Raw genomic sequence first — 12,111 nt, 5'->3', positions numbered from 1 at the left:
CCTCCTCATTGAATGTCGCTGAAGACTGTCTCGCCCAGCGTCGAGTCGAAGCTCGCCAGTTCGCGGATGCGGGGAAAATAGGCTTGCATCCGTGGATCGGCCCGCATGGCCTCGACAGCGCCGGGCGCATCCCATTCGGAATAGATGATAACGCTGGCGCCGTCGCTGGCGGCGATCAAGCGGCTGCCACGCCAGCCGGCCAGCGTTCTGACGACGGTATCGATGTTCTGTTTCAAGAGCGCAATCAGCGCTGCCTGGTTGCCAGGTTCGACCTTGAGTACATTGACGAGGACGGCAGGTTCGGTTTTCATGGAGTGTCTCCCTTTTCAAATTGATGGACACACTAAAGACGAAGCGGCGCAGGCAAACGGATCGCGACTGGAGAAATTTTCTTCCGAACAAAAAGCCCAGCCGGTGAAGGCTGGGCTTTTGCTCGCGGCATTCAGGCTCCCCGCGGAACGGCGTGCACAGCTATTTTTTTCGGGGATCATCCATCGGATTGACATAGTTAATACCCCACGGCCCCATGCCATGAATCTGAACGACCGTTTCGTCCTTGGTCCAGGCAAAATGGTTGGTCTTGGGCTGCATGATGGCAACGCTGCCCGGCGACAATGGTTTGGTCTTCGACGCATCAAGCTTGTCGCCCATTCCCATGTTAAACGTGCCGGAAATCACTGTAACGTGTTCAATGACGGGATGCCAGTGGGCTGGAATTTCATAGTTTGCGGGCAACTTGATGCGCGCGGTAAATGGCACCGCCTCGTTCATGGGGCCCTCGATCACGGCGATTTTCGCGCCGGGAGGAAGTGACGAGACGTCCGCCCACTTCAGGTCAGCCGGCACGACCATTAAGTGCTGCATCGGATCAGCCCAACTTGCGGATAAGCCCAAACCAGCAACCACGACACCGACGGATAAGGCAAATATTGTATTCTTCATTTTGCGTTTACTCCTGATGGTATTGGGGCCCCAAAAAGTGACAGCACGAGCATCGGCTCCGGTACGCTCGCCCATACTTGATAAGCGGCCGGCTAGCCGGCAATGTAGCAGTGCTGAAATTCGATCAATATCATCGGCAAACACCGCATCAAGTCCGCAGCGCATTGACGAATACGGCGGGCGCAGGAAATCGCCCGTCCGATCAGGCATTGTGATGATGCATAGCATACTCGCTCAGTCGCCGAACAGGCGATTCTCCTGAAAAGGCCTTGACGCTCCCGACCGGGCGGCCTCTTGATTCTGTACAACTAAAATTCCGCGCTCCCGATTTAGTGACATGCTCGAAAAAAATGATATTCTGCACGCCGTCCAAACCGCGCGTAGATAGCCGTCGAGGAAAACACGGTATGGCGCATACTCGGTTTTTCAAGACGCCGCAATACACTCATGCAAAAAATCTATACGATTTCGATCACCTGCCTCACTGGCCGATACTTGACGGAGGCGTTTCAGTTCGTCCTCGACATGCCAGCGGACGCGACCCTTGATGAGCTGGCGTCATGCATTCTTGACGTGGTCGAATTCGACGGCGATCACCTGTCCGAGTTTTACCTGGCCAATAGCTTGCGCGGCAAGAAGCTCTACTTCACGGCCGATGGCGCTTGGGATGACGACGATAGCGCCACGCTGGATCTCCGTCTATGCGATATCTACCCGCTGGACCGGAATAAGAAAATGTATTACGCCTACGATTTCGGGGCCTCGTGGTGCTTCGAGATCGTCAAAAAAGGCAAGGAGACTCCCCCCTTGGAAGGCCGCGAGTACCCCTATCTCGTTTCGCAGGAAGGCGCGAAGCCATTGGAGTATGGCCCCGACGATTAGAGATCAAAAGTAAGCGTTCCATAAACCCCATTTTTCAACTGCCCCGCCGGGAATAGCGCTGCCCTAGCTGGACAAGTATTGGTCCAGGCTGGTGCGCTACACCGAGCGTGGCGATCTGCCGATCGACCAGGAGCTGGCATGAGCAGAATATCAACCGAGGTGCTGGCCAAGGCCATCAAAACGGTCCACGCCATGAGCACGTCACAGAAGGAAGCGCTGGTCGACGAAATGTTCCGCACGCAGCCGACCTTACTCGGCACGGCGCTCGCCCTGCCAAGAATGGGCGTATCGATGGCAAGGGTCGAGTTTGCGCTCGAGCTGCTGTTCGTCTGCTTCCAAGCCATGAAGGAATCGGGCTTGTCATGGCCCCGAATTTCCGAAGACGAAATGGATCGGCAAGCGACCCGTTACAGCGCCGTCGTCCAGTTCAGCGAAGGCATGCATCCTTCGCAGGTTCAACAAGCTCAGCAACAGTACGCCGCCGGGCATCCCGAGCCGGCCTTGCTGGCCTACGTGAGTACGGAAACCACGCGGTGGCTCGCCAGCGTCGCCCCACTCGAAAGCGACAAGTACGTTCTCCTGTCCACGATGAACGTCGTCAATTGCATCGCGCACGTCCCAATGCGGAAGCGGGCCAAATAGGCGCCAAACCGGTGGTTCGTGGAGCCGCGTCAAACACTGCTAACGCTGTTTCGCACTCTAGCGTCAGTCCGTCTTGGATTGTCGGACCAGCCACTCCCGCACGGCATCGTTCACGCGGGTTTGCCATCCGCGCCCGCTCGCCTTGAGCGCATCGAGAACGTCCTGATCGAAACGTATGGTGGTGGGCACCTTGGGCCGGGCCTTGACGCTCCCGAGCGGGCGGCCACGACGGGCCGCGATCTGTTGTGGGGTATTCACTCGCCCTTCCCCGTTCATGGCTTGCTCCAGACTCCGAAACAGCGCCTGCTCGAACTCGACAATTTCGGGATCAATTGCCCGCTTGGTTCGCTTGCTCATCAAACTTCTCCCTCAACCTCAACAGGAACAATCGATCAACTCGGCATGCACTGTGTCAGTCCAGATCGGGCGGCTGATGCAATAAACTACTTATTTAAGTGTATTTACAAAAAAATAGGCCAACAAGGAAAATTTGTTAGTACGTTTAATTAAGACGGGGCCATCAGCGAAACGCTTCGCGCTGCCTGAGGAAAATCAAAATTGATGCCGGGCTTCTTCTCGATGCCAAAGGACCGCCGCCCCCTTATGCGCAAATAAATGAGGCCTCTGAAATGCAAAAAGCCCAACCGGTTAAGGCTGGGCTTTCTGCATGCTGAATTCTGGCTCCCCGACCTGGACTCGAACCAGGGACCTGCGGATTAACAGTCCGTCGCTCTACCAACTGAGCTATCAGGGAAAAGAGGCCGCATTATATACGGCCATTTTCGGGCTGTCCAGAAGGCGGCGAAAAATTTTCACCGCCCTCCTTCCGCCCGTCGCTCAAGGCTTAGAAGTTGCCCTTGAACTGCACGCCGAACTGGCGCGGTTCGTTGACCATGCCGGTCAGGTTGTTGAAGTCGATGGCGCCGATGATGCGCTTGGTGTTGGTGATGTTGCGGCCGAATGCTGCCACTTCATACTTGCCGCCATCCCAGTTGTAACCCACGCGCAGGCCGCCTTCCAGCAGTGGCTTGCCCGTGAACTCCTTGCTCTCGTACAGGAAGAAGTTGATCTTGCTGCGATACGACCAGTCGGTCAGCACGAACAGGTTGCCGTCGGCCAGCGCCCAGTTGTACTTGGCCGTGGCGTTCAGGGTCCACTTCGGCGCCTGCGGCAGCGGGTTGCCGTCGATGACGACGCGGCCGGCCGCATTGATCGGATCGGTAATCGTGCACTGGCCGCACTTGTTCACGGCCAGCGACGGGTCCTTGATCTCGGTGAAGTTGTAGCTGCCGCCAGCGGTGACCTTGAAGTCGCCGGTGATGAAAGCCTCGAACTCCGCTTCGACGCCGTGGCCCTTGGTCTTGGCTGCATTGATCAGCTTGGTCACATTCGAATTGCCGCCCACCACGGTCAGCTGCTGGTTCTTCACGTCGTAGTCGTACACGCTCAGCGACGCGCGGGCGCGTCGGTTGAACAGGTCGGCCTTGATGCCCGCTTCGTACGAGACGATGGTTTCCGCATCGGCCACGGTGATCGGCACCGAGCTGTTGGCGGCGGCAATACTCGGCGCACGGAAGCCGGTGGCAACGCGGCCATAGAGGTTGACGTCCTTGTTCAGCTTGTAGGTGCCGCTCAAGTCCCAGTTGACCTTGCTCTTGCTTTCGCTGACCGATTTGGGACCGATCTGGGTCACGTTGACGGCCTCGACGGTGTTGAAGTCCTTCTTGTCGTCCGTGTAGCGCAGGCCGCCGCGCAGCATGAAGGCGTCGGTCACGGCGTAGTTGACGGAACCGAACGCGGCCCACGCGGTGTTCTTCTGGTGGCTGGCCAGGTGCGAGGTCTGGGCGCCCGTGGTGCTGTTGAAGTTGTTGCTGTAGCCGTTGGCGTCTTCCTGGAAGAAGTACACGCCCGACTGCCAGTTCAGGGGACCGGCGTTCTTCGATTCGACGCGGAATTCCTGGCTGTACTGCTTGAGGTCGGTCAGACCGCCGCCCGTTTCAACCTGGAATGGCACCAGGCCGGGGCCGTTCGGCGCGCCGCCGTCGATGTCGCCGCGGCTGAAGTAGTTGTCCACGCCTTCGTAGGCGGTGACGGAGAACAGCTTGACGCTGCCCAGGTCCCACGTCAGGCGGGCATTGGCGCCGTTGGTGCTCAGGCTTTGCGCGTTCTGGCCGTTGGTGTTGATCTTGGTGAAGTCGTAACCGTCGGCGAAGTCGTTGGTGCCCTTCTTGATGATGTTGGCGCGGAACAGGCGGGCGCTGCCATCGGTGGTGCGCGAGTGCACGTTGAACAGGGCGTTGAAGGCGGCGCCCGGCTGGTACAGGAACTGCACGCGTTCGGCGTGCTCGTTGTAGCCTTCCATCACGTCGTTCTGGCCCGTGAAGGTGTTGTCGACGAAGTTGTCGCGGTGCTGGCGCAGGGTCGATACGCGCATCGCCCATTCCTTCGACAGCGGGATATTGGCGGCCGCTTCCACGTTGGCCGTATTGTGCGTCGCCAGCGACAGGTTGTAATAGCCTTCGATGCCCTTGGTGTTGGGCTTTTCGGATTCGAACTTGACCACGCCGGCCGGGGTGTTGCGGCCGAACAGGGTGCCTTGCGGGCCGCGCAGCACTTCCACGCCGGCCACGTCGAAGATCGGGAAGCCTTTCAGGATGCCGTTTTCCTGCACCACGTCGTCATAAATGAGCGACACCGGTTGCGAGGCGAAGGTGCTGAAGTCGGTGTTGCCGTAGCCGCGGATGTAGAAGCGGGGGAAGGTGCGGCCGTTCGACGATTCCACGTTCAGGCTAGGCACCTTGCCGGCCAGCAGGCGGATATCCTGGCCGCCCGAGACCAGCACGTCCAGCCGCTCGTCTTTCAAGGTCGATACCGATACCGGCACATCCTTGATGTTTTCGGTGCGGCGCTGGGCCGTCACGGTGATCGTTTCCAGCTGGGGCACGTCGGCTGCGGCCGGTGCGGTTTGCGCCACGGCGGCGCCCATAGGCATGACGGCACCCAGCGCCAGCAGGCGCTTGTGCATCTTGGACATTTTGGTCATTCAATTTCCCGATTTAAATATGATCGTTGCAAGAGGGGTTAACAGTTGTCTCCTGTTCTCTCTTTTGTCGACACCGCTCCCGGGGGAACGGCGCAAGCGGGCTGTGCCGCTTTCGGTGAGCCTGGAGCAGCCAGCCACTTCGCCTCGTGAGCGGTGACAGGTCTGATCCGCATCTCAATGATGTCTAGAATGCACCGACTTGCAGAAAGGCAGTATTGTCTTGCATTGATACCTGGTATTGCAAGTGCAATATACCGAGGGGCCGCTCAATTGGTAGAAATTGCCGTCCAGGCGGGGCCGGACAAAACAAAACGCGCCCCAAACGCGAAAAGGCCGAGACCGTTGGGCACGGCCCGGCAATGCAAGCTAAGCTTTTGATTAATATGAAGTTATTTGCAAGTATCGAGCGGCAGGCCGTACTTGCGCAGGATGCGGGCGCAGCTGCCGTCGTTGCGCATGGCCTTCATGGCCGCCTGCCATTGGGCGATGTCGGCATCGGAAAAATCGAGCGAGCCGGCCAGCCAGATTTCGCCGGACCGGAAAGGCGCACTGTAGTCAAAATCCGACACGGCATTGCCGGACAGGTTGGCCGCGCTGCGATGGATTACCTCGCCGCCATAGGTGGCATCGGCCAGGCCGGTCTGGACCATGCGCATGCACTCGCGCACGGTCGTGCATTCGAACACGGCCGTGAAATGCTCGGCGGCCAGCACTTCCTTGTGGGGCGAGCCGCGCAGGACGGCAATGCGGCGCGACTTCAAGGCCTGGATGTTGCGCAGGTCGAGCGTGCCGTGGCGGGCCACGAACACGAAGTCCTGGCGATACAAGCGGGTCAGCCAGCGGTAGCGCGGCTCGCGCTCGGGCGTGCGGGTGAGCGGCAGCACCACTACGCGCGACATGCCTTCCGTCATCTTCAACGCCCGTTGCCAGGGAAAGAATTCGACGGGGGTAGCCAGGCCCAGGCGTTTCGCCAGTTCCTGGGTGATTTCCACCAGCGAGCCCGGCGCGAATTCGCCGTTCTCCATGGCGAATGGCGGTAATTCGCCCACCACCAGCCGCACGGGCGCCTGGCTGGCGGCGCTGCCCGCCAGCGGCAAGGCCAGCAGCAGGACGCACACGGCAAACGCCAAGCCCCTACGGTACAACCGGTTCCACATAATCCACTCTCCGTCCAGCCACGGTTCCCCCGCCAGCACTATTGCCGCCCACTCCCGGGCGCGGCAGCGCGCGGACGGCAGTGGGAAATTCGGCAAGGACGGGGCCGCATCGCAGATCCGCGGCATCACAGGATGGGCGGGCGACTTTCCAAATATACAGCAAAAACTATCCACCAACCCACTAAAATAGCAATGAAGCAACATCTACCCGTGCCATTGCCGGCACGCCGGTGCTACCGGGCTGCGGGCCGCCCCACGTCGCCCTGCCTGTAATCGCACACGCCCTGCGGGAAGATCCGGGCCAGCCACGCCTGCTGCCCGGCTGAAAAATGGACGGCGGGCGGATAGCTGCCATCGGCCAGGGCGGTGGCCAGCGGCTTGAGGGCGCACTTGAAGGTATCGCCCCGGATCGATTCGCCGGCCACCATGCGTGGACTGGCGAAAATAGGGAAGGCTTGGGTACAGGCGCCAGGCGCATGATCGTTGAGTATCCCGTCCCAGACGGCGGGGCCGGCGGCGATGGTGGCGCCATGGCCATCCATGCAGCGGTCGGTGAACTGTGCCGGCGCCTGGTGCTGGGCCAGGTAGCGGTCGATGACGCCGACCGCCTCCAGGACGACGGGCGCCAGCTCCGCCTCGGGCCGCACGAACCAGATCACCTGCCGGGCTGCCTGCGCGGGACGGTGCGCCAGCAGGCGCGCCCGTACGGCGAACGATTGGCGGGCGTTATGCATGTCCAGTGTCGCCTCCAGATAGGGACGCAGGTCGATCATGGGAATGTCCAGCCGCTGGCCGCTGAACACTTGGCCGGCCGTGTAGGCCAGCCGGATGGCATCCAGGTCACCGCTCCGGCGCGGGGCCGGCGTGCCGTCCGGGAAGCGGCAACGCTCGCCCCGTCGTATGTTGGCCGCGTCGAACGGGTCGTCCGCTCCCTTCCACGCCACAAAGTCGCCCTGCTCCTTCCAGGCGCCCACGCAGGCGTTCAGGCGCAGGAATTCATCGGTGTCGATTTTCCCCGCCGCGAGCGCGGCCAAGCCGTATTGCACGCCCACGTTATCGATCGGAATCGGCGCATAGCCGTGCGCGTCCACGCCATAAATATCGGCCAGGTCGTTCCAGTGCGTCCACTTCACGCGGTCAAGGACCCCGTCGGGATAGCCGTAGGCACGGGCGCCGAGGTCGAAGCGGCGATCCCGGTACAGCGGATTGAGCACCGTGGGCATGGCCATGCGCCAGCCGTTGATGCACTCGGTCGTGCCCGGCTGGCCGGTCTGGGCGTTGCGCACTGTATCGCTCGCGTTCATGCCCTCGATCAGCGACTGCGCGCTCCAGCGCGCCCACGGCGAGCCGGCATCGTTGGCCACGGCCTCCTTGAAATATTGTCCCAGCAACGGGCAGTCGGCGATGGGAATGGTCTGGGTGACCATGTCCGGGAAGGACTGGATGGGCACGCCGCCATCGAACAGCCCCGGCAGATTCTGCGCGAACAGGTATTGCTGGACCGCCCCGCCCGAGCCGCCCACGGCGATCGTGTACGCAGGCTGGCCGTAAGTGGCGATAAAGTGCTGCTTGACCTTGACGGCCGTGTCGCCCGCCAGCCGCATGTTGTAATGCACGCCAGTCTCGTTGCCCGATGAACTGAGTATGGCAAAGCCCTGTTCCAGGATGGCGGGCAGCAGCTGCCGCTCCGAACGGCTCAGCGCGCCGTTGATCCACATGGGCAAGCCCTGCTGGTGGCCTATGCCTACCCCGCCCCGCAACCAGTACAGCAGCTTGCCGTTCCAGGCCGGCGCGGCCGGTTCGGGCGACGGCGCCAGCATGGCGATGGTGTAGAAGAAGCGGTTGATGGTGCCCACTTCAACCCGCACCACGAAGGGCACGCTGGCGCCGCTGTATTGCACGCGCTGCATGTCGGCCGGCGGATGGGCATAGCCGGTGGCCGGCGCGAAGGGCTTGAATTCGCTGCCCGTGAAATAGAAGTAGGCGAGTCGCGGCGCGATGCCGCACTGCCGGCTGTAGCCGAACGGCACGTGGTCGGCGGGATTGAGCACAGGATGGCCCGTGCCGTCGAAACTGTCGACAATGGGCGGGCCCAGGCCCGCCTCCTGGGCGCGGCAGATGAAGGGGAACTGCTGCGCCGGCGCGTCGCCCGGCGCGGCCTGGCACTGGGCCGCCAGGACGAAAGACACGATCCACCAACTCCAGCGTCGCATGGTTTTCTCCCGGTCAGGTATCGCAGCAGCCAGCGGCGCCGCCCCAACGGGGATACATGCCCGGGGCCAGCCAGCACCGATCTGGCTACCAGTATAGCGCGATGTATTGCCTGACAGGCAATGTGCCGTTGGCAATGGGCGAACCGCCGGTCGCGCGGTAGCGCTGGCATACACGGCAGGCGTCGCCCCCCAGCAACAGACGCGGCCCGATACCCTGTTCGGCGTTGAGCGCCTGGCAGGATAGGCGTATGTTGATTGCTGGTATCACCACGCCGCCGGCACTTTGGCCTGGCAATATTCCTACAACGAGACGCGGGAGAAACATCGATGAAGCATCCTCATGCTATCGCACTGGCGGCGCTGCTGCTGATGAGCGGCACCATCCAGGCCCAGGACAAGTCCGTCGAAGTGGTCCACTGGTGGACCTCGGGCAGCGAGGGGGCGGCCCTCAAGGTACTCAAGGACGACGTCGTCAAACGGGGCTTCAACTGGAAGGACAGCGCCGTGGCCGGCGGTGGCGGCGACAATGCCCGCGCCGCCCTGCGCGCGCGCGTGGCCGCCGGCACGCCACCCGATGCGATGCAGATGCTGGGCTACTCCATCACCGAATACGCGGAAGAAGGCATGCTGGGCAACGTGGACGCCGTCGCCGCGGCCGAAGGTTGGGACAAGCTGGTGCCGGTGCCGCTGCAGAAGTTTTCCAAGTTCAAGGGGCATTGGGTGGCCGCCCCCGTCAACATCCACCGCACCAACTGGATCTGGGCCAACAAGGCCATCTTCGATGAACTCAAACTGACGCCGCCGAAGAGCTTCGACGAACTGGTCGCCATGGCCGACAAGATACGCAAGGCCGGCTACATCCCGCTGGCCCACGGCGGCCAGCCCTGGCAGGATGCCACCCTGTTCGACAGCGCCGTCATGTCGGCCGGCGGACCCAAATTCTACAAGGAAGCCTTAATCGACCTCGATCCCAAGGCGCTGTCGGGCAAGACCATGGAAAAAGCGTTCGAGCAACTGCAGAAGCTGCGCACCATGGTCGATCCGGCCTATGTGGGGCGCGACTGGAACATCGCCACCTCGATGATCTACCACAAGAAGGCGGCCATGCAGATCATGGGCGACTGGGCCAAGGGCGAGTTCGAGAAAGGCAAGATGAAGCCCAACCAGGACTTCCTGTGCTTCCAGTACCCGGGCACCGAAGGCAGCTTCATCTTCAATGCCGACCAGTTCGGCTTCCTGAAAGTGGGTGACAAGCAGATGGCCGGCCAGGCCGCGCTGGCGAGCGCCGTGATGGACAAGAGCTTCCAGGAAAAGTTCAACCTCGTCAAAGGATCGATCCCGGCCCGCACCGACGTGGCGATGGACAGCTTCGACGACTGCGGCAAGAAATCGATGAACGACATGAAGGCCGCGCTCAAGAACAACACCATGGTCGGCAGCTTTGCCCACGGCCACGCCATGCGCGACAAGGCCAAGGCGGCGGCGATCGACGTGGTGGCGAAATTCTTCGATTCCGGCAAGTCGCCGGCCGAGGCGGCCAAGCAGTTGGCGGCCGCCGTGGCCGCCAACAAGTAAGGGGCCGGCAGATGCCAGCCTGGCCCCGCGTGCGGCGCTGGCTGGCCGCCTCCTGCCTGCTGCTGGCCGGCGCCTGGGTCGCGCCGGTGTGGGCCACATTGCAGGTGATCTATCCCCGCATCGAAGAGCGGCCGCCCGATGATTACGGCTTCAAGCTGCTGGAATTGGCGCTGAAAAAATCGGGCGTGCCGTTCGCGCTGTCGATGTCGGTGCCCAAGATGAACCAGGAGCGTGCCCGCTACCTGCTCGAGCAGGGAGACATTTCCGTGTTCGACGCGGGCACCAGCACCGAATTCGAAGCCCGCTTCGATGCCGTCTACTTTCCCATCGACCGCGGCCTGAGCGGCTTTCGTTTGCTGCTCATTCACAAGGATGCGCAGCAGGACTTCGCGTCCATCCAGAGCCTGGACGAGCTGCGCCGGATGACGGCCGGCCAGGGGCCAGGCTGGGCCGACAGCAAGATACTGACGGCGGCCGGCATCCACGTGCGCACGGCCGAATTCGAATCGCTGTTCCGGATGGTCAACGCCAGACGCATCGATTTCTATCCGCTGGGCGCCGACGAGGCATACATGCTGCTTGAACGCTACCGCGCGCTGGCGCCCGACGTTGTCGTCGAGCCGCATCTGGTGCTGCAGTATCCGTTCAGCCGTTTGTTCTTTGTCCGCAAAGGCGACATCCAGTTGCGCGACGCGATCCTGAGCGGATTGCAAAAGGCGTTCGCCGACGGCAGCCTGCTGCGCTTTTTCGACCAGGATGAACGTTTCCACACCAGCCTGCAACGGGCCAGCCTGAAGCAACGGACCGTCATCGGGCTCGACAATCCCTACCTGACGCCGTCCTTTCGCCAAATCCCGAAAGCCTATTTTTACGTCCCTTAGCCGGCCGGCGCGACGGCAGGCGGATGGGCCATGCCGGTCCCCGTGCGCTTATGCCCCCATGCGCCGCACGCTGGGCTGGCTGACGGGCGGCGGGCAGGCGTATGCCGGCGCCGCGCCGTTGCCGCGCTGGGTGACGGCGGCAGCCTGCTCGTCGTCGAGCAGCTTGATCAGCGCCGCGAAAATGGGGCGCTCGTCCGGTGCCGTACAGCGCAACGCCAGGTCGCGGGCGATATCGCGCAAACGCCATTGGATTTCGCGGGTGGCCGTTTCCTTTTCGAACAACAGCCTGCCGTCCGCGCCACCGCCCAAGTCGCCGCGCGATCCCAGGTAGGCATCAAGTCCGGTGCCGATGAATGCACGTTGGACGTGCTTGACACGATCGAGCGCGCCAGCCAGCAATTGGCGGGTGCGCGGCGACTTGACGGCGGGACCGTCGAGCAAGCCGCGGCCCGTCTCGAGAATAGCGGAAATGCGCCAGAACAGCCGTTCCACCGTTTCCCCATCGGGGCCGGCCGCGGCCGGATCGGCGGCGCCCGCTTCCGCGCTCACCAGGCGCAACGCGCCGGAAATGGCCGACAGCAGGTCGGGCGCATGCTCGCCCGGGATGATTTTCAGCGCCAGCTCGGCACGTTCCAGCGGCCTATCCTTGAGCAACAGGCCGGCGATCAGCTCGGCCACGGAGACGGCCTGGCCCGCTGCACTGATGTCGCTGCCGGCCGTCTGGCGCGGATAGCCGGTGCCGTCGTAACGCTCGTGATGTTCGCCCACCGCCCGCC

Annotated in this window: 11 protein-coding genes and 1 tRNA gene; 4 read left to right on the top strand and 8 right to left on the bottom strand. The window is 62.2% G+C overall.

Going from position 1 to position 12,111, the window contains the following annotated elements; genetic code table 11:
* Positions 1 to 5 precede the first annotated feature (5 nt).
* On the bottom strand, positions 6 to 311 hold the full coding sequence (locus AC3WOS_RS21910) for a putative quinol monooxygenase (protein WP_492718521.1): 306 nt from the start codon (positions 309 to 311) through the stop codon (positions 6 to 8).
* A 160-nt stretch (positions 312 to 471) separates the two neighbouring features.
* A complete protein-coding gene (locus AC3WOS_RS21905; protein WP_492718519.1) occupies positions 472 to 1,170 on the bottom strand; it encodes a cupin domain-containing protein in 699 nt (232 codons plus the stop codon).
* Positions 1,171 to 1,389: 219 nt separating this feature from the next.
* Here AC3WOS_RS21905 and AC3WOS_RS21900 point away from each other — a divergent pair, with 219 nt between their 5' ends.
* Together AC3WOS_RS21900 and AC3WOS_RS21895 are read left to right on the top strand one after the other, a co-directional pair.
* Positions 1,390 to 1,824: an IS1096 element passenger TnpR family protein gene (locus tag AC3WOS_RS21900; RefSeq protein WP_492718517.1), complete on the top strand. Its 435-nt coding sequence runs from the start codon at positions 1,390 to 1,392 to the stop codon at positions 1,822 to 1,824.
* A 138-nt stretch (positions 1,825 to 1,962) separates the two neighbouring features.
* On the top strand, positions 1,963 to 2,466 hold the full coding sequence (locus AC3WOS_RS21895; protein WP_492718516.1) for a hypothetical protein: 504 nt from the start codon (positions 1,963 to 1,965) through the stop codon (positions 2,464 to 2,466).
* A 63-nt stretch (positions 2,467 to 2,529) separates the two neighbouring features.
* Here the strand turns inward: AC3WOS_RS21895 and AC3WOS_RS21890 are convergent, their stop codons facing one another.
* From AC3WOS_RS21890 to AC3WOS_RS21870, 5 genes are all read right to left on the bottom strand, one after another.
* Positions 2,530 to 2,742: a BrnA antitoxin family protein gene (locus tag AC3WOS_RS21890; RefSeq protein WP_492718586.1), complete on the bottom strand. Its 213-nt coding sequence runs from the start codon at positions 2,740 to 2,742 to the stop codon at positions 2,530 to 2,532.
* 402 nt (positions 2,743 to 3,144) lie between these two features.
* Positions 3,145 to 3,220 (bottom strand) — tRNA-Asn (locus tag AC3WOS_RS21885).
* A gap of 90 nt (positions 3,221 to 3,310) precedes the next feature.
* Entirely contained in the window at positions 3,311 to 5,509 is a 2,199-nt protein-coding gene (locus tag AC3WOS_RS21880; RefSeq protein ID WP_492718514.1) for a TonB-dependent receptor, read from the bottom strand.
* Positions 5,510 to 5,898: 389 nt separating this feature from the next.
* A complete protein-coding gene (locus tag AC3WOS_RS21875) occupies positions 5,899 to 6,627 on the bottom strand; it encodes a substrate-binding periplasmic protein (protein WP_492718513.1) in 729 nt (242 codons plus the stop codon).
* 272 nt (positions 6,628 to 6,899) lie between these two features.
* On the bottom strand, positions 6,900 to 8,879 hold the full coding sequence (locus tag AC3WOS_RS21870; RefSeq protein ID WP_492718511.1) for a DUF6351 family protein: 1,980 nt from the start codon (positions 8,877 to 8,879) through the stop codon (positions 6,900 to 6,902).
* Positions 8,880 to 9,206: 327 nt separating this feature from the next.
* Between AC3WOS_RS21870 and AC3WOS_RS21865 the strand changes: the two genes are divergently transcribed.
* Both AC3WOS_RS21865 and AC3WOS_RS21860 read left to right on the top strand, forming a co-directional pair.
* A complete protein-coding gene (locus AC3WOS_RS21865; RefSeq protein ID WP_492718509.1) occupies positions 9,207 to 10,454 on the top strand; it encodes an ABC transporter substrate-binding protein in 1,248 nt (415 codons plus the stop codon).
* Positions 10,455 to 10,465: 11 nt separating this feature from the next.
* Positions 10,466 to 11,335, top strand: a complete 870-nt coding sequence (locus AC3WOS_RS21860) for a hypothetical protein (RefSeq protein ID WP_492718507.1) — start codon at positions 10,466 to 10,468, stop codon at positions 11,333 to 11,335.
* Between the two features lie 48 nt (positions 11,336 to 11,383).
* Here the strand turns inward: AC3WOS_RS21860 and AC3WOS_RS21855 are convergent.
* Positions 11,384 to 12,111 (bottom strand): HD domain-containing phosphohydrolase (locus tag AC3WOS_RS21855; RefSeq protein ID WP_492718505.1); only part of this gene is annotated, 728 nt, incomplete at its 5' end.

The sequence above is a fragment of the Rugamonas sp. FW305-51 genome (assembly GCF_058786935.1).
This window is presented reverse-complemented; position numbering and strand designations above follow the sequence as displayed.

What these genes read in the sequence shown, in the direction of transcription:
- AC3WOS_RS21895 (WP_492718516.1), top strand. Translation starts at nt 1,963, where the DNA reads ATGAGCAGAATATCAACCGAGGTGCTGGCCAAGGCCATCAAAACGGTC.
- AC3WOS_RS21880 (WP_492718514.1), bottom strand. Translation starts at nt 5,509, where the DNA reads ATGACCAAAATGTCCAAGATGCACAAGCGCCTGCTGGCGCTGGGTGCC.
- AC3WOS_RS21890 (WP_492718586.1), bottom strand. Translation starts at nt 2,742, where the DNA reads ATGAACGGGGAAGGGCGAGTGAATACCCCACAACAGATCGCGGCCCGT.
- AC3WOS_RS21865 (WP_492718509.1), top strand. Translation starts at nt 9,207, where the DNA reads ATGAAGCATCCTCATGCTATCGCACTGGCGGCGCTGCTGCTGATGAGC.
- AC3WOS_RS21910 (WP_492718521.1), bottom strand. Translation starts at nt 311, where the DNA reads ATGAAAACCGAACCTGCCGTCCTCGTCAATGTACTCAAGGTCGAACCT.
- AC3WOS_RS21900 (WP_492718517.1), top strand. Translation starts at nt 1,390, where the DNA reads ATGCAAAAAATCTATACGATTTCGATCACCTGCCTCACTGGCCGATAC.
- AC3WOS_RS21860 (WP_492718507.1), top strand. Translation starts at nt 10,466, where the DNA reads ATGCCAGCCTGGCCCCGCGTGCGGCGCTGGCTGGCCGCCTCCTGCCTG.
- AC3WOS_RS21905 (WP_492718519.1), bottom strand. Translation starts at nt 1,170, where the DNA reads ATGCTATGCATCATCACAATGCCTGATCGGACGGGCGATTTCCTGCGC.
- AC3WOS_RS21870 (WP_492718511.1), bottom strand. Translation starts at nt 8,879, where the DNA reads ATGCGACGCTGGAGTTGGTGGATCGTGTCTTTCGTCCTGGCGGCCCAG.